Source organism: Luteimonas sp. 22616, from assembly GCF_052044325.1.
In the GTDB taxonomy this organism is placed as follows: Bacteria; Pseudomonadota; Gammaproteobacteria; order Xanthomonadales; family Xanthomonadaceae; genus Luteimonas.
Map to the genome: position 1 here is coordinate 58,032 of NZ_JBQEMW010000001.1, position 21,222 is coordinate 79,253.

Here is a 21,222-nt window from a genome sequence, read left to right on the forward strand (position 1 = left end):
CATTCCAGTTCTCCCAACCGGTACACCCATGCTCAATCGCTTGCTCACCGGCGTCTTCGGCAGCCGCAACGAACGCCTGATCAAACAGCTCCAGCGCATCGTCACCAAGGTCAACGCGCTCGAACCGCAGATGCAGGCCCTCTCGGACGCCGAGCTGCAGGCCAAGACGCCCGAGTTCCGCGAGCGCGTCGCCAAGGGTGAATCGCTCGACAAGCTGCTGCCCGAAGCGTTCGCGGTCTGCCGCGAGGCGTCGATTCGCGTGTTCGGCATGCGCCATTTCGACGTCCAGCTGATCGGCGGCATGGTCCTGCACATGGGCAAGATCGCCGAGATGCGCACCGGCGAGGGCAAGACCCTGACCGCCACCCTGGCCGTGTACCTCAACGCGCTGGAAGGCAAGGGCGTGCACGTGGTCACGGTCAACGACTACCTGGCCCGCCGCGACGCCGCGCAGATGGGCAAGCTGTATGGCTGGCTCGGGCTGACCACCGACGTGGTCTATCCCGGCATGCCGCATTCGGACAAGCACGCCGCCTACCGCGCCGACATCACCTACGCGACCAACAACGAGATCGGCTTCGACTACCTGCGCGACAACATGGCGCTGTCGAAGGACGACCGTTTCCAGCGCGGACTCAACTTCGCGATCATCGACGAGGTCGACTCGATCCTGATCGACGAGGCGCGCACGCCGCTGATCATCTCCGGCCCGGCCGACGAGTCGCCGGAGCTGTACATCAAGGTCAACCGCGTCGTGCCGAAGCTGGTGCGGCAGACCGAGGAAGAAGGAGAGGGCGACTACTGGGTTGACGAGAAGGCCAAGCAGGTGCACCTGTCCGAGGACGGCCAGGAACACGCCGAGGCGCTGCTGCGCGAGGCCGGCATCCTCGACGCCGACGAGAGCCTGTACGCGCCGCAGAACATCCACGTCGTCCACCACCTCAACGCCGGCCTGCGCGCGCACGGCATCTACCAGCGCGACGTTGATTACATCGTCCGCGACGGCGAGGTGATCATCGTCGACGAGTTCACCGGCCGTACCCTGACCGGGCGCCGCTGGTCCGACGGCCTGCACCAGGCGGTCGAGGCCAAGGAAGGCGTGCCGGTGCAGCGCGAGAACCAGACGCTGGCCAGCATCACCTTCCAGAACCTGTTCCGCATGTACGGCAAGCTCGCCGGCATGACCGGCACCGCCGACACCGAGGCCTACGAGTTCCAGAGCATCTATGGCCTGGAAGTGGTGGTGATCCCCACCAACCGGCCGATGATCCGCAAGGACCACCCGGATGCGGTGTTCCTCAACCGCGCCGGCAAGTACCGCGCGGTGGCCGCCGAAATCCAGGACGCGCACGCGCGCAACCAGCCGGTGCTGGTGGGCACCACCTCGATCGAGGTCTCGGAAATGCTCAGCGAGCAGCTGCGCGAGGCCGGGATCCCGCACGAGGTGCTCAACGCCAAGCAGCACGAGCGCGAGGCCACCATCGTCGCCCAGGCCGGCCGCCCCGGTTCGGTCACCATCGCCACCAACATGGCCGGCCGCGGCACCGACATCGTGCTCGGCGGCTCGCTGGATACCGAGCTGGCCGACCTGGAAGCCGAGCGCGGCGAGCCGGTCGACGAAGTTACCCGCGCGCGCCTGAAGGCCGAGTGGCAGAAGCGCCACGACGCGGTCAAGGAAGCCGGTGGCCTGCACATCGTCGGCACCGAACGCCACGAATCGCGCCGCATCGACAACCAGCTGCGCGGCCGGTCCGGACGCCAGGGCGACCCGGGTTCGAGCCGCTTCTACCTGTCGCTCGAAGACAACCTGATGCGCATCTTCGCCGCCGACTGGGTGCAGAAGGTGATGGCGCGCATGGGCCTGAAGGAAGACGACATCATCGAAAGCCCGCTGGTGTCGAAGCAGATCGCCAACGCGCAGCGCAAGGTGGAAGCGCACAACTTCGACATCCGCAAGAACCTGCTCGAGTTCGACGACGTCAACAACGACCAGCGCAAGGTGGTGTATTCGCAGCGCAACGAGCTGCTCGAAGCCGACAGCGTGCACGACAACATCGCCGGCATCCGCAGCGACGTGGTGGCCGACATCGTCGACCGCTTCGTGCCGCCCGACTCGATCGACGAACAGTGGGACCTGCCGGGCCTGGAGGCCGCGGTGGCCGAGGAGTTCGGGGTGCAGGTGGCGGTCGAGGAGATGGTCAAGAGCCGCGAGGAAGTCGACGTCGAGATCATCCAGCGCCACGTGCAGGAGACGCTCGACCGCCTGTTCGCCGACAAGGAAGCCTCGGTTGGCCCCGAGACGATGCGCATGCTGGAAAAGCACATCATGCTCAACGTCGTCGACCAGAACTGGAAGGAACACCTTGCGCGCATGGATTACCTGCGCCAGGGCATCCACCTGCGCAGCTACGCGCAGAAGAAGCCCCAGCAGGAGTACAAGCGCGAGGCGTTCGAGTTGTTCAGCGAGATGCTGTCGAAGGTCAAGCGCGAGGTCGTCTCGCTGCTGGCGCGGGTGCGCATCCGCAGCGAGGAAGAAGTTGCCGAGCTCGAAGCGCAGGAACGTGCCCAGGCCGAAGCGGCCGCGCGCCAGATGCAGTTCCAGCACGCCGAATCCGGCGGCCTCGGCGCCGACGAGGAGGCCGAGCAGGCCCGCCTCGCCCAGGTCGCCGCTGCGCACACCCCGGTGACCCGCGAAGGCCCCAAGGTCGGCCGCAACGACCCGTGCCCCTGCGGCAGCGGCAAGAAGTACAAGCACTGCCATGGGCAGCTGGCCTGAGGTTGGCCATTGGTGATGGGGGATCCGGCGACTCGCAAACGCATGCGTGCCTCCCCCGTGAAAGCCGCAGGTCCGGGCTATGTCCCCGACGCCCGCGAAATCAAGAGTCGTCGGGGACGTAGCCCCGACCTGCGCGCGTGACCACGGGCAAGTCCCGGCACATCGAGGTCATGGCCGCCGCCATCACCGACGCCCGCGGCCGCGTGCTGCTGGCGCGCCGCACCGAGGGCCGCGACCTCGCCGGCCTGTGGGAATTCCCCGGCGGCAAGCGCGAGCCGGGCGAGTCGCCGGAGCAGGCGCTGGTACGCGAGCTGCGAGAAGAACTCGGCATCGAAGTGGAAGTCGGCGCGCCGTTGATAGCCGTCGCCCAGCAATACCCGCACAAACGCCTGCGCCTGGACGTGCGCCACGTCACCCGCTGGCGCGGCATCCCGCGCGGCCACGAAGGCCAGGCCCTGGCCTGGGTGCCACCGGCCAAGCTCCCCGGCTACGCCATGCCGCCCGCCGACCGCCCGGTGGTCGCCGCGCTGCTGCAGCCCGACCGCTACCTGGTCACCCCAATGCCCGCTTCGCCGGCGGACGACGCGGTCTGGCTCGACGCCCTGCAGCGCGCCCTGGCCACCGGCCTGCGTCGGGTCCAGGTCCGCCTGCCCGGAATGGACTCCGCGCGCCGCCGCGCGCTGGTCGCCGCCGCCGCAGACCACTGCGCCCTCGCCGGCGCCGAACTGCTGGTCAACGGCGATGCGGCCCTCGCGCGCGACCTCGGCCTCGGCCTGCACCTGCCAGCCGCGCAACTGCGTTCGCTGACCACGCGGCCCGTTCCGGCCCACGCGAGCCTCGCCGCCTCCTGCCACGACATCGAAGAGCTGCGCCTGGCCGAAGCCCTCGGCTGCGACTTCGCCATCGTCGGCCCGGTCAACGCCACGCCCACACACCCCGGCGTCCCCGGCATCGGCTGGCCCGCTTTCGAAGCCCTGCGCGAACACGCTTCCCTGCCGATCTACGCCATCGGCGGCCTCGGCCTCGATGACATCCCCGACGCCCGCCAGCACGGGGCCCAAGGTGTTGCCGCGATCCGCGGCCTCTGGTCGTAGGTCGGGGGCCTACGCGTCCGACGCCCCGGGCTGCCAGACACCCGGTTGTAGTGCGGGCGCGGCCAAAACCGTCGGGGCGTAGCCCCGACTGCGGATCGCCAGCGTCTCTCCAGCACCGCGACGTGGCCCACGCGCCCGACGCCCCGCGTCACCAGCTCAGACTATCGGGCAGTCGCCGCCAAAAGCCGTCGGGGGCTACGGGGTCGCCAGGCTGCGATAGCGCCGGTCCAGCGCCGCGACGTGGGCGTCCAGGGCGTCGATGGGGCCGTCGTTGACGATCACGTCGTCGGCGATCGCCAGCCGCTGTTGGCGCGTGGCCTGGGCCGCGATCATGCGGTCGGCGAGGGCGGCGTCGATGCCGTCGCGCTGAAGCAGCCGTGCGTGCTGCACAGCCACAGGCACGTCGATCACCAGGATGCGGTCCAGCCACGGGTAGGCGGTGCGGCCGCCGCCTTCGGCCAGCAGCGGAATCGCCGCGATCGCATACATCCCCGCCGCGGTCGCGCATGCGGCACGCAAGGCGGCACGCACGCGCGGATGCACGATCGCCTCAAGCCGCCTGCGCGCGTCGGGATGCGCAAACACGCGCCGGCGCATCGCGGCGCGGTCCAGTTCGCCATCGTCGGCCAGCACCTCGGGCCCGAATTCGGCGACCACCTCTGCCAGTCCGGTCGAACCCGCCGCCACGGCCTCGCGCGCGGCAAGGTCCGCGTCAGCCACGGCGATGCCCAGCGCCTCGAAGCGGCGGGTGATTTCGCTCTTGCCCGAGGCCACGCCGCCGGTGAGTCCCACGATGAAATCGCTCATGCCTGGATTATGGCGTAGGTCGAGGCTATGCCCCGACGCCGTCCGCTTGTGTGGGAGCGGCCATGGCCGTGATGGTTCGCAGGCGCCTGTCGCGGTCATGGCCGCTCCCACAAGGGAAGTTCTTGCGGCGATTGTGCCGGGGGCGTCGCCCCGGCCGACGGATCAGATGCCGGCGTACTGCCGGTAGGCGCCGATGATCTGCTCGCCCCACATGAAGACGATCCAGCCGGCGATCGCCAGGTACGGGCCGAACGGGATCGGAGTGGCGCGGTCGCGGCCCTTCATCCCCAGCCAGATCGAGCCGACGATCGCGCCCACCAGCGACGACAGCAGGATCGTCGGCAATATCCCCTGCAGCCCGATCCACGCGCCCAGCGCCGCCAGCAGCTTGAAGTCGCCGTGGCCCATGCCTTCTTTGCCGGTCAGTTGCTTGAACAGCCACCACACCGACCACAGGCTGAGATAGCCGATCACCGCACCCACCAACGCAGGCTTGGCCGGCATGTACAGGTTGTCCACCGAGGCGATCAGCCCCAGCCACATCAGCGGCAGGGTCAGCTGGTCGGGCAGCAACTGGGTGCGCAGGTCGATGCCGGACAGCGCAATCAAAACGCACGTGAGCACGATCGCGCCAAACCCCTGCCAGCCGAAGCCGAACTGCCACACGCAGGCCAGCACCAGCAGCATCGTCAGCAGTTCCACCAGCGGGTACTGCGGCGAGATCGGTGCCTTGCAGCTGCGGCACTTGCCGCGCAGCGCCAGCCAACTGAATACCGGGATGTTCTCGTACCAGCTCAACTGGTGGCCGCAGTGCGGGCAGTGCGACCGCTCCACCACGATGCCCGGCGGCGGCGGGTCGTACAGGTCCGGCTCGCCGAGGATCTCGCGGCTGTCGCGCTTCCACTCCCACTCCAGCCGTTTCGGAAGGCGCAGGATCACGACGTTGAGGAAGCTGCCCAGCGCGAGGCCGAGGGCCGCCGCGGCCGGGAAGCCCAGCGCCGGGTTCTGGTCGAGGAATGCCATCTAGACCTGCGTCAGCCGACCACGGCGCCGAGCTTGAAGATGGGCAAGTACATGCCGATCACCATGCCGCCGACGATCACACCGATGAACACCATGATCAGCGGCTCGATCAGGCTGGCCAACGCGTCCACCGCGTTGTTGACCTCCTGCTCGTAGAACTCGGCCACCTTGAACAACATGGTGTCCAGCGCACCGGCTTCCTCGCCGATAGCGGTCATCTGCGTGACCATGTGTGGGAAAAGCTGAGTCTGCTTCATCGCCATGTTGATCTGGTAGCCAACAGAGACGTCATCACGGATGCGCTTCACGGCCTGTTCGTATACCGTGTTGCCCGTCGCACCGGCCACTGTGTCCAGCGCCTCCACCAGCGGCACGCCGGCCTTGAAGGTAATTGCCAGCGTGCGCGCGAACCGTGCGATGGCGCTGTTGTGCAAGATCTGACCGACGATCGGCAGTTTCAGCATCAAACGATCGACCAAGTGCTGAAATCTTGGTGATCGCTTGAACGCCATGATCAACGCCACAATGGCAACGATAATTACACCAAGGATGAGCCACCACCAGCTCACCATAAAGCGCGATGCGTTGACAATCATCTGCGTGAATGCGGGTAGCTCAGCACCAAATCCCTTGAACACGTCCTCAAACTGAGGAACTACAAAAATCAACAGGATGGAGCTGACGAGAAGCGCTACTGCCATGACCATGGCAGGGTAGAACAGCGCCTTTCGGATTTTGCCCTTCAGCGCTTCGATGTTTTCCTTGTAGGTGGCGATGGTGTCCAGCACCACCTCCAGCACGCCCGCCGACTCGCCGGCCTTGACCAAGTTACGGTAGAGCTCGTCGAACTGTACCGGGTGCTTGCTCAGTGCCTCGTAGATCGACGAGCCGTTCTCGATGTCGTTGCGGATCGTGCCGATCAGCTTCTGCATGCGCGGGTTCTTGTTGCCGCTGCCAATGATCTCAAGTGCCTGCACGATCGGCACGCCCGACTTGATCATGGTGGCGATCATGCGGCTGAAACTCGCGATGTCTTGCGGCTTGATCGGCTTGCCGGCGGCACCGAACAGCGGCTTGGGTTTGACCTTGACCACTGTTGGCGTAATGCCCTGGCGGCGCAGCTCGGCGCGCAGCAGGTTGGCGTTCTTCGACTGCTGCTCGCCCTTCATCTTGACGCCGCGCTTGTCGGTGCCTTGCCAGACGTAGGTGGCGAGCGTCACGCCGTCGCGTTGCGGGCGCGGTTGGTTCTTGAGCGCGGTGCGGGTCACGGCCATGATGTGTTTTCCCCTAGTTCCCCGGCGTCCGGCATCGCCGGAGCCCCAGTCTGCGATGGTAGCCGGTTGCGGCCGCATGTGAAGCGCCCGCGTGTGACGGCGGACAGGATTCCGGAGGTTCCGGCCCGCCCGTGCCGAAATTGTTCTCCCCTGTGGGGCCTGCCGGGTCTGTAGGAGCGGCCATGGCCGCGATGCTCTACTGGAGGCCTATCGCGGCCATGGCCGCTCCCACACTCACTCACCACACAACACAACACCCAAAAGCGAGGTGCTCAATCCTTGGTTACGCGGTTGATCTCGGCCAGGCTGGTCACCCCGGCCCGTACCTTGTCAAGCGCCGAACGCCGCAGGTCGCGCACCCCGGCCTTCTCGGCGACCTCAGCGATTTGCATCGCATTGCCGCCCTGCAGCACGATGGCTTGGATCTCATCGCTCATCGGCATCACCTGGTACAGGCCCACGCGTCCCTTGTAGCCCTCGGTGCATTCGTCACAGCCCACCGCATCGAACAGCTGCAGGCCCTCGTGCACCTCGTCGTCGGTGAAGCCTTCCGCCAGCAGCGCGTGGTCCGGCAGTTCCATTTCCTTCTTGCACCTGTTGCACAGTCGCCGCGCCAGGCGCTGGGCGATCACCAGGGTCACGGAGCTTGTGATGTTGTACGGTGCGATGCCCATGTTCATCAGGCGCGCGATGGTCTGCGGCGCGTCGTTGGTGTGCAGGGTGGACAGCACCATGTGACCGGTCTGCGCGGCCTTGATGGCGATCTCGGCGGTTTCCAGGTCGCGGATCTCGCCGACCATGATCACGTCCGGGTCCTGTCGCAGGAAGCTGCGCAACGCTGCGGCGAAGGTCATCCCACGCTTGGTGTTCTGCTGCACCTGGTTGATGCCCGACAGACGGATTTCTACCGGGTCCTCGACGGTGGAAATGTTGCGCATCTCGTCGTTGAGGATGCCCAGGGCGGTGTACAGGCTCACCGTCTTGCCCGAGCCGGTGGGGCCGGTGACCAGCACCATGCCGTAGGGCTTCTGGATCGCATCCAGGAACAGTTTCTGCTGCTCCGGCTCGTAACCCAGCTTGTCGATGCCCAGCCGAGCCGCGCTGGCGTCCAGGATACGCAGCACCACCTTCTCGCCAAACAGCGTGGGCAGGGTACTGACGCGGAAGTCGATCTGCTTGGTTTTCGACAGGTTGAGCTTCATGCGCCCGTCCTGCGGCACCCGTTTCTCGGCGATGTCCAGCTGCGCCATCACCTTCAGGCGCGCGGTGATGCGCTGGTTGAGCTTGACCGGCATCCTGGCTACCTGCTTGAGCAGGCCGTCGATGCGCAGGCGCACTCGGTAATCGGCCTCGTAGGGCTCGAAGTGGATGTCCGAGGCACCGCGGCGGATCGCGTCGATCAATACCTTGTTGACGAACTTCACCACCGGGGTGTCGTCCTTTGCCTCCACGCCGGCGTCGCCGCCAGCCATGTCCTCATCACCGCCGCTGATGTCGAGGTTGTCGAGGCCGTCGTCATCACCCAGAGCGTCGCCGATGCTGTCGTTGTTCTCCAGCCACAGCTCCATGGTGCGGCGGATCATGTCCTCGGCTACCAGGATCGGCTCCACCACCAGGTTGGTGTGGAACTTGATCTCGTCCAGAGCGTGTGTATTGGTGGGGTCGGCGGTACCGACGAACAGCTTGCCGCCGCGCTTGAACAGCGGGAGCACGGCGTGCTTTTGCAGCAGGTCTTCCTTCACTAACTTGATGGCGCTTTGGCCCCCATCCATGGTGGTTGGGTCGAACACCGGCATGCCGAACTCAATCGAGTTGGCGGCGGCCATTTGCGCCGAAGTCACCAGCTTGTGCTCGCGCAAGTAGCCTGCGATAGGTCTGCGTTCCTGGGTGGCCTTGTCTAGCGCCTCACGTGCAGCTGATTCGTCCAACGCACCGTCAAGTACCAGACGGCGGGCAATGCCAGTGATTCCAAGCATATTTGCGCTCAAGATCGTACTCATACGCGAAGACTACTCCATCCAGTTCGGCAGGATCGACGCCGAGAATCAAGGTGTAGATGGCTGTCGAACTTGATCCAGAACAGAAAAGCCCCGCGATTGCGGGGCCTTCTGTAGAACATCAAACGAAAGCTTTGTTACTGCCTGCATTCTGCCGGCACATACTTCACTTCGCTCGGGTTGTTGCAATCCCAGACGACGCCGCCACTCGTGGCGTCCATGGTGCCAACCAAGTCGAAAGTCACAGTGACCGAACCGGTGTTGACGCTTGCATCAATGGTCACCGGGCCAGCGCCGGCGCCAGCGTCAGTGCAACCGAGCGTAGTCATACCGATCGTGCCAGCATTCACCCCGGTGCAAGCATCCGCGGTGCCGCCATCAGCCAGATTCTCACCGACCGTTGCCTTAGCGGCGCTCGCTTGCGCCAGGCCTTCGGATGCTTTGGCACGAATGGTGTAGTCGCGATAAGCCGGCAGCGCAATGGCGGCCAAAATGGCGATGATCGCGATGACGATCATCAGTTCGATCAGGGTAAAGCCTTGCTGGTTGTTCTTCATGGTGTTTCCCCTAGGAGTGATTGATTACTTCACGTGCCGGGTGTGGTCCGGTGTTCCGGTCCGTCGGCTGCCGTGCGACACCGCACGTGCAAGGGAATATACGCACAACGCGTGCCAATGCAGCCGGGAAGGATTCTGATATCCCGATCTGCAATCAGGCTCACGGAACGGCGCTGGCGCAGCGCAGCAGAAGGTGACGCTGAAGGTCGTTTTATTGAGCAGTGATGACGTGAAATGTCACTTTTGGCGTGCGGCCGAGGTCGAATTGTGATGTTCGTCAAATGCGGATGTTTCCGACTAGGTGCTGAGCGCAGCGAGTCGGTGCGTACTTGCCGGGCGTTGGCCGTGGGCGGATTCTGCCGCTGGCGTCATTCGCGTGCGCGCAAGGGCAATGGATGACGAGCCAATGGGCGCTGCGCCCGGTGCGCGGGATGCGGTGCATTCGATCGAGGATGGCGGCACCGGCGTGGCCGGGGCGTGCCGTTGCGACATGCGGCCTTGTTGGGTTGTGGGGCCGGCTATGGAAAGCGTCGATGCCAGCGGCTCGAGTCTGGTGCGTGGACTGGTCGCATGGCGGCATGGCGCGAGCCGCAGCTGGCTGCGTGGGCCTGGCGTATTGGGGAGGCAGCTGCGCCGCGGGTGGGAGACGGTCATCGACGATGCGGGGGCGGCGCGCAGGTCGGAGGTGGCGGCATAGGTCGGGCTACTGCCCCAACGGCTTTGACGGCGGGCGTGCGACGGGCGAGGGTTGGTTGCGCGGGGTCGGGGGCGTCCCGACCTACGGCCGTTGGAGTTGCGTCCCGACGCCTGGCTCAGTCGATCCCGAGCTTCTTGAGCTTGTAGCGCAGGGCGCGGAAGGTGATGCCCAGGGCGGCGGCGGCCTTGGTCTTGTTGTAGCGGTTTTCCTGCAGGGCCTGCTGGATGGCGGCGCGTTCGATTTCCTCGATGTACGAGGGTAGGGCGCTGCTGGCGGTTTCGCGCGGGCCCAGGGTGCGTGGGTCGGGCGGGGTGGCCGGGGTGCCGGGGTTGCTGGCGGCGGCGGCGTTGGCGCTGACGAAGGCGGACGCGACCACGGCCGGGGTCACGCCCTGCTGCACCGGCAGGCGCAGGTCGTCGGCGTGGATGGCGTCGCCGTCGGCTAGGGCCAGGGCGCGTTCGAGGATGTTCTCCAGTTCGCGCACGTTGCCGGGGAAGGGATAGGCCTCGAGCGCGGCCAGGGCGTCGTCCGAGAGTTTCGGCGTGGTGCGCTTCATCGCGTGGGCGAGGCGCTGGAGGATGGCGTCGGACAGCAGCGGCAGGTCGCCGGTGCGTTCGCGCAGCGGCGGCACGTCGAGTTCGATGACGTTGATGCGGTAGTACAGGTCGTGACGGAAGCGGCCATCGTTGACCAGCGCGGACAGGTCCTTGTGGGTGGCCGAGAGGATGCGCACGTCCACCGGCACCTCGATCGAGGCGCCGACCGGGCGGATGTTCTTTTCCTGGATCGCGCGCAGCAGCTTGACCTGCATCGACAGCGGCAGCTCGGCCACCTCGTCGAGGAACAGGGTGCCGCCGTCGGCGGCCTGGAACAGGCCGGGCTTGTCGACGTGGGCGCCGGTGAAGCTGCCCTTCTTGTGGCCGAAGAACTCGCTTTCCATCAGCTCCGAGGGGATCGCGCCGCAGTTAACCGGCACGAACGGCCCGCCGGCGCGCGCGCCCTGGGCGTGGATGGTGCGGGCGACGAGCTCCTTGCCGGTGCCCGATTCGCCGCTGATGTGCACCGGGGCCTGGCTGCGCGCGACCTTGGCGATGGTCTGGCGCAGGCCCACCATCGGATCGGAATTGCCAAGCAGGCGGCTGGCTTCCTCGGGCTGGGCCTGGCGCTTGGTGTTGAGTTCCAGCGCCTGCCGCACCAGGCCGCGCAGGACGTTGATGTCGAGCGGCTTGGCGACGAAGTCGAAGGCGCCGGCCTTGAGCGCTTCCACCGCGGCTTCGACGTTGCCGAAGGCGGTGATCATCGCCACCGGGGTGTTGGGGAAGCGGGTGGAGATGTCGCTGATCAGTTCCAGCCCGGAGCCGTCGGGCAGGCGCATGTCGGTGAGGCACAGGTCGTAGGAGACGGTGGCCAGCATCTCGCGCGCCGAGGCGAGGGTGGGCGCGGTATCCGTGCGCAGGCCCATCCGGCCCAGGGTGAGGACCAGCAGCTCGCGGATATCGTGTTCGTCATCGACGATCAGGGCGCTGCGCGTCTCGCTCATGCACGGGAACCTTGCTGGGGGACTGGTCAGGTGACCAAGTAGGGCAATTTTAAGCCTTTTACGCGCATTGCAGGGAACACAGGACACGGGAGGAGCGTGCTGCAGTGCGTTTTTGCGTTTTTGCCGTCGAGTGGGGTGGGGATGGCGTGCGGCGGGGTCGATGGGAGCGGCCGGATGTGGTCGCCAGTTCGAGCCGGTGGGCGGGCGGTGTGCCGGATGAAGGCATTGTCGGGTTGGCGGGAACGGATGGCGACGGGATTTTTTCTCGGATGGAGTGCACGGGCCTTTCTCCCGTTCGCGGGAGAGGAGGCCTGAAGAGCTTGCTCCCGAACAGCTTTTGATCGGGAGCGGATTTGGGGTACGGGAGCAGTGGTGCGTGTGGTTGATCCTGCAGGAGCAGAAGCGTGCTTGCTGCACTCGCGCCTTCATCCGGTGCTTTGCACCACCCCCGCTCTCTCTTGAACGAGGAAATGGGGGCCGGACTGTCATTCCCGCCAACTCCGGCAGGTCCGGCCTATGCGGCGGGCAGGGCGTCCGGGCCCGGCAGGGTGAGGCGGAAGCAGGCGCCCCCGGCGGGGACGGCGATGTATTCGAGGTTGGCGCCGTTGGCGCGGCACAGTTCACGGGCGATGTAGAGGCCAAGGCCGGTGCCGTGCTCGGAGGTGGTGAAGAACGGGCGGAACAGCTGCGCCACCACGGCGTCGGGGATGCCGGGGCCGCGGTCGAGGACTTCGATCACCGGGCTGTCGCCGCGCCGTTCCACCCGCAGGATCACCCGCGCCGGCTGCCCGGGCATGCGGCCGTAGCGCAGCGAGTTCTGCAGCAGCACGGTGAGCACCTGCTGCAGGTGGCGGGGGTCGACCAGCACCGGCAGTGAGGGGATGCCGTGGCTGAACTTGATCTCGTCCAGGTCCGGCGGGATCGTCTCCAGGTACTCGTCGAGGAACCGGCGCACGAAGGCCACCAGGTCCAGGTTCTCGGGCTGCGCGCGTTCGCGGCGGGCCAGGCCGAGCACGCTTTCGACGATGCCGTTGGTGCGCATGCACTGCTGGTGGACGATCTGCAGCAGGCGCTTGTCGCCGTCGTCGAGGTTGTTGGATTCCTCCAGCAACTGGGTGGCGTAGCTGATCGCCGCCAGCGGGTTGCGGATCTCGTGGGCGAGGCTGGCCGAGAAGCGGCCCATCGCGGCCAGGGTCAGCGATTCGGCGCGGCGCGAGACCAGCGAGGTGTCGTCGAGGAACACCAGCGTGGTCTCGCCGTCGACCAGCAGGCGCGCGAAGCGGGGCAGGACTTCTACCTGCTCCTCGGCGCCGAGCAGGATCGGTGCGTCGTTGGCGACTTCGCTCTTGCGCCACTCCTGCAGCCGGGTGGCGAGCGCCGGGGAGATGTCGCGAAGGTTGCGCGGCTTGCCGTCGGCGGCCGGGTCGATGTCGCCCAGCAGCATCAGTGCGGCTTCGTTGGCCCGGCGCACGAAACCGCTGCCGTCGACCAGCAGCACGCCGATGCGCATCCGGCGGATGATCAGGCCGTTGACCTCGTTGAGGTTGGCGGCCTCGGCGGCGCGCAGGTCGGCGACGGCGTGGGATTCGCGCACTTGCCGCCCGAGCAGGTTGCTGACCGTGGCGATGGCGAAGAAGCTGACCGAGAACATCAGCACTTCGGCGAACGGGCGCTCGGCGGGCGCGCCGCCGAGGGAGATCCACAGGTACTCGCCCACCACCGCGGCCGCGGCGGCGGCGGCGATGCCCATCGCCAGCGGCAGCGGCACCAGCAGCGCCGCGGCGCCGACGTTGAACAGCAGCATCATCGCCACGCCCGGCGCGGCGCCGGGGACGGCGTGGGTGATCAGGGCGGCGACGGTGATGTCGACCGCAACCCCGACGCAGGCCTGCCAGGCCAGCGAGGAGTGATCGCGGCGCGAGGCGAGCAGCAGGGCCAGCGCCATCGGCAGGTAGGCGATGGCGACGGTACTGGCCAGGAACCGGTCGCGCGGCTCGCCGATCAGGCCCCCGAAGGGGCTGAACACCATCAGCGCCAGCAGCGAGGCCTCGAGCGTGCGGTACAGCGCGAACAGGTACAGCTCGCGGCGCAACGCGTCTTCGGCGGCAACGGGGCGAGCTGGCTTGCGCGGCAAAGCGACATCCTGGCGGCGACGTGGGCCGAGTATAGGCGGCAGCGGTGCAGGGGCAGGGCAAGGCGTCTGGTGGGCGGCTTCAGCCGCTAGCCTTGTCCCCAACCTCCCCGCTGCCTTCACGGGGAGGGGCCAGGAACCGGGGGCTCGCGGCTGAAACCGCTCCCACGGGCGCTTTCGCGGTTGCAACCCCCTGTGTCCGGCGCGAGTTAGGCGCAAGCCCGGCCTGCGTGTCCGCCGTCCGGAGCCTGCAACCAAGGTCGGTTTTGCCCGCGGCCCCCGCATCGGCGAGAATGTCGGGCCCGCCTGCGCCCATTGGCTGCCCACCCGGCAGCGACGGCCGCCCGCGGTCCGGCCTTTGGCCGGCCTGTCTTCCCACGCACGGACCCCACATGAATTTCCACGAATACCAGGCGAAGCAGTTGTTTGCCGATTACGGCATTGCAGTCCCGGCCGGGCGCGTCGCGCGCACGCCGGAAGAGGCGGTCGACGCCGCCAAGGCGATCGGCGGCGACTTCTGGGTCGTCAAGGCGCAGATCCATGCCGGCGGCCGCGGCAAGGCCGGCGGCGTGAAGCTCGCCCGCACGCTGGATGAGGTGCGCGAGTACGCCAAGGGCATGCTCGGCCACAAGATGGAAACCTACCAGTCGGCCGGCGTGGCGCTGCCGATCGATTCGGTGCTGGTCACCCAGGCCACCGACATCGCCAAGGAGCTGTATCTCTCGGTCCTCGTCGACCGCGGCACCCAGTCGGTGACCTTCATCGCCTCGTCTGATGGTGGCGTGGAGATCGAGAAGACCGCCGAGGAAAACCCGGACGCGATCCAGACCCTCAACGTCAATTTCGTCCAGGGCCTGCAGCCCTACCAGACCCGCGATCTCGGCTTCGCGCTGGGCCTGACCGCCAAGCAGGTCAACCAGCTGAGCAAGATCATGCTGGGCCTGTACAAGCTGTTCAACGAGAAGGACCTGGCGCTGGTGGAACTCAACCCGCTGGCGATCCTGAAGTCCGGCGACCTCGCCGTGCTCGACGGCAAGGTGAACTCCGACGACAACGCCACCTTCCGCCACCCGGACCTGGCCGCGATGCGCGACATCCGCCAGGAAGACGAGACCGAAGTGAAGGCCAGCCAGTACGACCTGAACTACGTGACCATGGACGGCAACATCGGCTGCATGGTCAACGGCGCGGGCCTGGCGATGGCGACGATGGACGTGATCAAGCTCGAAGGCGGCACGCCGGCCAACTTCCTCGACGTCGGCGGCGGCGCCACCAAGGAGCGCGTGACCGAGGCGTTCAAGCTGATCCTGTCGTCTGACGAAGTGAAGGCGATCTTCGTCAACATCTTCGGCGGCATCGTGCGCTGCGACATGATCGCCGAGGGCATCATCGCCGCGGTCAAGGAAGTGGACGTCAAGGTGCCGGTGATCGTGCGCCTGGAAGGCACCAACGTCGAAGAGGGCAAGGCGCTGCTGAAGTCGAGCGGTCTGGCGATCACGCCCGCCGACGACATCAACGACGGCGCGAAGAAGGCGGTCGAGGCGGCGAAGGCCGCCTGATCCCGAACAATCCCACCCTGTAGGAGCGGCTTCAGCCGCGAGCTTTTCTAGCCGCAACCCGAAAGCAAGAGCTCGCGGCTGAAGCCGCTCCTACATGAATCATTCAAGGATTCCCGCTACATGAGCGTTCTCGTCAACAAGAACACCAAGGTCATCGTCCAGGGCTTCACCGGCACCCAGGGCAGCTTCCACGCCGAGCAGATGCTCGATTACGGCACCAAGGTCGTCGGCGGCGTGACCCCCGGCAAGGGCGGCACCGAACACCTCGGCCTGCCGGTGTTCAACACCGTCGCCGAAGCGGTCGCCGACACCGGCGCCAATGCCTCGGTCATCTACGTGCCGCCGCCGTACGCGGCCGACGCGATCCTCGAGGCGGCCGACGCCGGCATCAAGGTCATCGTCTGCATCACCGAGGGCATCCCGGTGCTGGACATGCTGCGGGTCAAGAACACGCTGAAGGGCTACGACGACGTGGTCCTGGTCGGCCCCAACTGCCCGGGCATCATCACCCCCGGCGAGTGCAAGATCGGGATCATGCCGGGCCACATCCACACGGTCGGCAAGGTCGGCATCGTGTCGCGCTCGGGCACGCTGACGTATGAAGCGGTCAAGCAGACCACCGACGCCGGGCTCGGCCAGTCGACCGTCATCGGCATCGGCGGCGACCCGATCCACGGCCTGGACTTCATCGACTGCCTGAAGCTGTTCCAGGACGACGAGCAGACCCAGGGCATCATCATGGTCGGCGAGATCGGCGGTTCGGCCGAGGAAGAAGCGGCCGAATTCATCAGCGAATACGTGACCAAGCCGGTGGTCGGCTTCATCGCCGGCGCCAGCGCGCCGAAGGGCAAGCGCATGGGCCATGCAGGCGCGATTGCGTCGGGCGGCGCGGGCACGGCGGAAGGCAAGTTCGCGGCGCTGGAGAAGGCGGGCGTGACCACGGTGAAGTCGCCGGGCGACCTGGGTGCGGCAATTGCGAAGCGGCTCAAGGGCTGAGGTTTCAGCCGCGCTGGATTGCTGATGGAAAGGCCGCCTTCGGGCGGCCTTTCGTTTGGCACTGCCAGTAGTCCGGGTTTGGGTATTTGTATTGACAATGTCAATACAAAGGAGCAACATGGCGCCAACATGGATGTGCACTTCGACTATCACGGTAATGCTTTCGTCTGGGATGCCGACAAGGCGCGCTCGAACCTGCGCAAGCATGGCGTGGCCTTCGAGGAAGCTGCTACTGCGTTCCTTGATCCGCTGTTCGTGCTGGTGGACGCATCGCGCAACGACGAACCGCGTGATGCGCTGATCGGATTCGATGTCGGTGGTCGTCTGCTGTACGTCGTGCACGTGATGGTCGAAGCGGAAGCCCTGCGCCTGGTTTCGGCACGTCGCGCCACTCCCGAAGAGGAGGTTTTGTATGCTCAATGACACTCTCAAGCGTCGCCTGTCCAGGGATCGGCCGATGACTTCGATCACGCTGCGGATTCCGCAGGACGTGGTCGATTCGATGAAGGCCATCGCCCCGATCCGGGGCATGTCCGGTTACCAGACGCTGCTCAAGTCCTACATCAGCGAATGCCTGCGCCGCGACGAGGCCGAATACCTGTCGACGGATACGACTGCGCGTCTGGCCGAAGCGCTCAAGGCGCGTGGCGTCGACCCGAAGGTGGTCGAGCAGGCCGTGCGCGACGTGCGCGCGGCCTGATATGACCGGGAATCGCAGATGAGCCTCCGCATCGCCCTCGCCCAGTTCGACTTCCCGGTCGGCGCCATCGCCCGCAATGCCGAGCGCATCGCGGCGATGATCAATGAGGCGCGCGACCTGCATCGCGCCGACGTGGTGCTGTTCCCCGAGCTGGCGCTCAGCGGCTATCCGCCGGAGGACCTGCTGGTGCGGCCGCAATTCCTGATCGATTGCGAGGCGGCTCTGCTGCGCATCGCCGCGGGCGTGGACGGGATCGTGGCGATGGTCGGCTGGCCGCAGTCGGCCGGCAGCGTGGTCTACAACGCGGTCAGCGTGCTGCGCGGCGGGGCGGTGGAAACCAGCTATCGCAAGCGCGAGCTGCCCAACTACGCGGTGTTCGACGAGCGCCGCCACTTCGATGTCGATCCGGACGGCGGGTCGTGCGTGGTGGACGTCAACGGCGTTGGCGTCGGGCTGCTGATCTGCGAGGACCTGTGGTTCCCGGAGCCGCTGGCGCAGACGGTGGACGCGGGCGCGCAGCTGGTGCTGGTGCCCAACGCCTCGCCGTTCGAGCGCGACAAGCACGCCCAGCGCGATGCGCTGCTGGAGGCGCGCACGCGCGAGACGCGGGCGGGTGGCAGCGGGGTGGGGCTGGCCTATCTCAATGCGGTCGGCGGGCAGGACGGACTGGTCTTCGACGGCGCCTCGCTGCTGGCCGATGCCGGCGGCCACGTGCACCCGGCCGCGCGCGCGTTCGAGGCGCACTGGCTGGTCGCGGATTTCGACGCCGCCACCGGCGCCTTCACGCCGGTCGCCTGGCCGGTGGAGGAGGACGAGGGGCGCGAGGCGCTGGCCTGGCGCGCGATCGTGCTCGGCACGCGCGACTACTGCCGCAAGAACGGTTTCGAGAAGGTCTGGCTGGGATTGTCGGGCGGCATCGATTCGTCGGTGGTGCTGGCGGTGGCGGTCGATGCGCTGGGCGCGGACAACGTCACCGCGGTGCGGATGCCATCGCGCTACACCGCCGGGCTGTCCAACGACCTGGCGCAGGAGCAGTGCGATGCGCTGGGCGTGAAGCTGCTGGCGCTGCCGATCGAGAAGCCGTTCCAGGGCTTCCTCGATGCGCTGGGCGAGGTGTTCGCTGGCAGCGCGGTCGATACCACCGAGGAGAACCTGCAGTCGCGCACCCGCGGCGCGCTGATGATGGCGCTGTCGAACAAGTTCGGCGGCCTGCTGCTGACCACCGGCAACAAGAGCGAATACGCGGTCGGCTACGCGACGATCTACGGCGACATGTGCGGCGGCTACGCGCCGATCAAGGACCTGTACAAGACCGAGGTGTTCGCAGTGTCGAAGTGGCGCAACGCGGTGGCCGGGGCGCCGGTGATCCCGCCGGCGGTGATCGCGCGGCCACCGTCGGCCGAGCTGCGGCCCGACCAGCTCGACCAGGATTCGCTGCCGCCCTACGACGTGCTCGACGCGATCCTGCTGCGCCACGTCGACCAGGAGCAGGCGCGCGACGAGATCCTCGCCGCGGGCTTCGATGCCGCCACCGTCGACCGCGTGCTGCGGCTGGTGCGCACCAGCGAGTGGAAGCGCCACCAGGCGGCGCCGGGGCCGAAGGTCTCGCGGCGCGCGTTCGGGCGCGAAAGGCGCTATCCGATCAGCAACGGATATACGGGATAGACCCCTGCCCGCCATGCGGGCAACGTGTTCGCGGATCCTCCCACTCACGGGCAGCATCGCCCGGCCTTTCTCCCGCAGGCGGGAGAAGGCTGTCACGGAGCGTTGGGGTTCCGGAAGTAGGTCGGGGCTACGCCCCCGACGCTGGGAAACCAGGCAGCCCGGGAACCGAGCCCAAGAGCCGTCGGGGTGTCACCCCCGACCTACGAAAACGCCGCCCGTGGGCGGCGTTTTTCTTGTGGCGCTGCGGGCGCCTACTTCTTCTCGTTGTCCAGCGCCGACTTCTCGCCCGCGAACGGATTGAGCTTGCGGACCGTCCACGGGTAGTCCGGCCAGTCGCCGGTCAGGTACGGGTGCTGCGGTTCGTTCTGCTGCAGCACTCGCTTGGCGTCGGCGGCCAGGGCATCGTTGCCCAGGCGGGTGTAGGCCTCGGCCAGCAGGGCGACCGCGTCGTTCTGGTACTCGCTCTGCGGATAGGTTTCCAGCAGGTACTTGGCGCGTTCCACCGCGCTGACGTTGGCGCCGCGGCGCAGGTAGTACAGCCCCACTTCCATGTCGTGGCGCGAGAACATGTTGCGCAGCGCCACCATGCGCTGGCGCGCGTCGGCGGCATAACGGCTGTTGGGGTAGCGGGTGGCGACGGTGTTGAGGTCGTTGTAACCCTGCATCGGCGTGGCCAGGTCGCGGCGGCTGGCGTCGAGCTTCCACACCTTCTGCAGGAACACCGTGTCGCGGTTGGAGTTCACCAGCCCGCGCAGGTAGTACATGTAGGCGATGTTGCGATGGGTGGGGTAGGTGCGGATGAAGCGGTCGATCGACGAGATCGCCTCCTCGTTGTTGCCGCTCTTGTACTGCGCGTAGGCGGTTTCCATCAGCGCCTGCTCGGTGTACGCGCCGTACGGGTACTGCGCGACCAGCCGCTTGTAGGTGGTGACGGCGCCATCCCAGTTGCCGCCGTGCATCTGCTTCTGGCCCTTGGCGTAGATTTCCTCGACCGGCTGGCCCTCGAGGGCGTCCTTGTCCTTGAACATGCCCTTCAGGCGCGCACAGCCGGAGGCGGTGAACAGCACCAGCAGCAACAGGAGCAATACATTGCGGACGTGGCGCGAAGCGGGCAGGCGTGGGGTCATGGGGAGCCGATTGGTCGCGGGAGGCACGAAGGGCGGATAATAACAGCCCGTGATGGCCATCGCGGTCCGCGCCTGAACCGATACCGTCCCCATGCCCAACTCCCCGGCGCCCGAGCGCGCCCAGCCCGAACAGCGCAGTGCCCGTGTGCCGGATGCCGACGCCGGCCGCCGCTTCGACGCCGTGCTGGCGGGCCTGTTCCCCGAATTCTCGCGTTCACGCCTGGCCGAGTGGATCAAGTCCGGCGACGCCCTGCTCGACGGCGCGCAGGTGCGCCCGCGCGATCCCGTCCGCGGCGGCGAGGAGGTGACCCTGGCGGTGGTGCTCGACACCCAGACCGAGGCCGAGCCGGAGGACATCCCGCTCGCGATCCTGCACGAGGACCGCGATGTCTTCGTCATCGACAAGCCCGCCGGGCTGGTGGTGCACCCGGGTGCGGGCAACCCCGACGGCACCCTGGTCAACGCGCTGCTGTTCCGCGATCCGGCGCTGGCAGCGCTGCCGCGCGCCGGCATCGTGCACCGGCTCGACAAGGACACCTCCGGGGTGATGGTGGTGGCGCGCACGCTGCAGGCGCACGCGGCGCTGGTCGAACAGCTTTCGGCGCGCGCGGTGCACCGCCAGTACCTGGCGATCGTGGTCGGCGCGCTGGTCAGCGGCGGCACCGCGCATACCGCCATCGACCGCCACCCGCGCGACCGCCTGCGCATGACGGTGCGCGACGACGGCCGCGACGCGGTCACCCATTACCGCCTGCGCGAGCGCTTCCGCGCGCACACCGCGCTGGAGTGCCGGCTGGAAACCGGCCGCACCCACCAGATCCGCGTGCACATGGCGCACCTCAAGCACCCGATCGTCGGCGACCCGCTGTACGGCGGCTCGTTGCGGCTGCCGCGCGCGGCATCGGAGGAGCTGGTGGCCGCGCTGCGCGCATTCAAACGCCAGGCGCTGCATGCCGAAACGCTGGAATTCATCCATCCGCTCAACGGCGAGCCGCTGCGCTGCAGCGCGCCGGTGCCGGCGGACATGCAGGAGTTGATGCGCCTGTTGCGCGAGGACAGCGCCGCGCAGGCGCAGACGCAGGGTGGGCGCCGGTGAACGGGTGTCCGCGCGATGCTTTTGAGCCCCTCTCCTGCCTCGCGGAAGCGGGGGGCGGGCAGCGCCGGGTGAGGGTTCGGCGTTTGATCCTGGCGTTCCGCGCGGGCTGATGCGCAATCATTCCTCCCATGACTTCGACGCGACCTGACGCGCCCTCACCCCAATCCCTCTCCCGTGAACGGG

At 67.1% G+C, this 21,222-nt stretch carries 16 protein-coding genes; 8 read left to right on the top strand and 8 right to left on the bottom strand.

Going from position 1 to position 21,222, the window contains the following annotated elements; translation table 11 throughout:
- Positions 1–28 precede the first annotated feature (28 nt).
- Both secA and ACTJIL_RS00280 read left to right on the top strand, forming a co-directional pair.
- The gene (gene secA / locus ACTJIL_RS00275; protein ID WP_440753629.1) at positions 29–2,776 is read left to right on the top strand and encodes a preprotein translocase subunit SecA; all 2,748 of its coding nucleotides are present in this window, start codon (positions 29–31) and stop codon (positions 2,774–2,776) included.
- 137 nt (positions 2,777–2,913) lie between these two features.
- Positions 2,914–3,870 carry a Nudix family hydrolase gene (locus tag ACTJIL_RS00280; RefSeq protein WP_440753630.1) on the top strand — a complete coding sequence of 319 codons (957 nt, stop codon included), beginning with the start codon at positions 2,914–2,916 and terminating at the stop codon, positions 3,868–3,870.
- Between the two features lie 195 nt (positions 3,871–4,065).
- Here the strand turns inward: ACTJIL_RS00280 and coaE are convergent, their stop codons facing one another.
- The 7 genes from coaE to ACTJIL_RS00315 all read right to left on the bottom strand — a co-directional run bounded on the left by coaE (position 4,066) and on the right by ACTJIL_RS00315 (position 13,899).
- Complete coding sequence (gene coaE, locus ACTJIL_RS00285) at positions 4,066–4,677, bottom strand: dephospho-CoA kinase (protein ID WP_440753631.1); 612 nt, start codon at positions 4,675–4,677, stop codon at positions 4,066–4,068.
- Positions 4,678–4,839: 162 nt separating this feature from the next.
- Positions 4,840–5,700 carry a prepilin peptidase gene (locus ACTJIL_RS00290; RefSeq protein ID WP_440753632.1) on the bottom strand — a complete coding sequence of 287 codons (861 nt, stop codon included), beginning with the start codon at positions 5,698–5,700 and terminating at the stop codon, positions 4,840–4,842.
- Between the two features lie 11 nt (positions 5,701–5,711).
- A complete protein-coding gene (locus tag ACTJIL_RS00295; protein WP_440753633.1) occupies positions 5,712–6,974 on the bottom strand; it encodes a type II secretion system F family protein in 1,263 nt (420 codons plus the stop codon).
- Between the two features lie 272 nt (positions 6,975–7,246).
- Complete coding sequence (gene pilB / locus ACTJIL_RS00300) at positions 7,247–8,974, bottom strand: type IV-A pilus assembly ATPase PilB (protein ID WP_440753634.1); 1,728 nt, start codon at positions 8,972–8,974, stop codon at positions 7,247–7,249.
- Positions 8,975–9,108: 134 nt separating this feature from the next.
- Positions 9,109–9,528 (bottom strand): pilin, encoded by a 420-nt coding sequence (locus ACTJIL_RS00305; RefSeq protein WP_440753635.1) that lies wholly within the window; start codon positions 9,526–9,528, stop codon positions 9,109–9,111.
- An 812-nt stretch (positions 9,529–10,340) separates the two neighbouring features.
- Complete coding sequence (locus ACTJIL_RS00310) at positions 10,341–11,765, bottom strand: sigma-54-dependent transcriptional regulator (protein ID WP_440753636.1); 1,425 nt, start codon at positions 11,763–11,765, stop codon at positions 10,341–10,343.
- Between the two features lie 514 nt (positions 11,766–12,279).
- Positions 12,280–13,899, bottom strand: coding sequence for a sensor histidine kinase (locus ACTJIL_RS00315; protein ID WP_440753637.1), 1,620 nt, complete (start codon positions 13,897–13,899; stop codon positions 12,280–12,282).
- A 389-nt stretch (positions 13,900–14,288) separates the two neighbouring features.
- Between ACTJIL_RS00315 and sucC the strand changes: the two genes are divergently transcribed.
- The 5 genes from sucC to ACTJIL_RS00340 all read left to right on the top strand — a co-directional run bounded on the left by sucC (position 14,289) and on the right by ACTJIL_RS00340 (position 18,816).
- A complete protein-coding gene (gene sucC, locus ACTJIL_RS00320; protein WP_440753638.1) occupies positions 14,289–15,455 on the top strand; it encodes an ADP-forming succinate--CoA ligase subunit beta in 1,167 nt (388 codons plus the stop codon).
- Between the two features lie 120 nt (positions 15,456–15,575).
- Positions 15,576–16,451 (top strand): succinate--CoA ligase subunit alpha, encoded by an 876-nt coding sequence (sucD, locus tag ACTJIL_RS00325; RefSeq protein WP_440753639.1) that lies wholly within the window; start codon positions 15,576–15,578, stop codon positions 16,449–16,451.
- Between the two features lie 24 nt (positions 16,452–16,475).
- Positions 16,476–16,874, top strand: coding sequence for a BrnT family toxin (locus tag ACTJIL_RS00330; RefSeq protein WP_440753640.1), 399 nt, complete (start codon positions 16,476–16,478; stop codon positions 16,872–16,874).
- A 34-nt stretch (positions 16,875–16,908) separates the two neighbouring features.
- Positions 16,909–17,151, top strand: a complete 243-nt coding sequence (locus ACTJIL_RS00335) for a hypothetical protein (RefSeq protein WP_440753641.1) — start codon at positions 16,909–16,911, stop codon at positions 17,149–17,151.
- 18 nt (positions 17,152–17,169) lie between these two features.
- A complete protein-coding gene (locus ACTJIL_RS00340; RefSeq protein ID WP_440753642.1) occupies positions 17,170–18,816 on the top strand; it encodes an NAD+ synthase in 1,647 nt (548 codons plus the stop codon).
- 251 nt (positions 18,817–19,067) lie between these two features.
- Here the strand turns inward: ACTJIL_RS00340 and ACTJIL_RS00345 are convergent, their stop codons facing one another.
- Positions 19,068–19,943, bottom strand: coding sequence for an outer membrane protein assembly factor BamD (locus tag ACTJIL_RS00345; RefSeq protein WP_440753643.1), 876 nt, complete (start codon positions 19,941–19,943; stop codon positions 19,068–19,070).
- Positions 19,944–20,034: 91 nt separating this feature from the next.
- Here ACTJIL_RS00345 and rluD point away from each other — a divergent pair, with 91 nt between their 5' ends.
- Entirely contained in the window at positions 20,035–21,039 is a 1,005-nt protein-coding gene (gene rluD / locus ACTJIL_RS00350; protein WP_440753644.1) for a 23S rRNA pseudouridine(1911/1915/1917) synthase RluD, read from the top strand.
- Positions 21,040–21,222 lie beyond the last annotated feature (183 nt).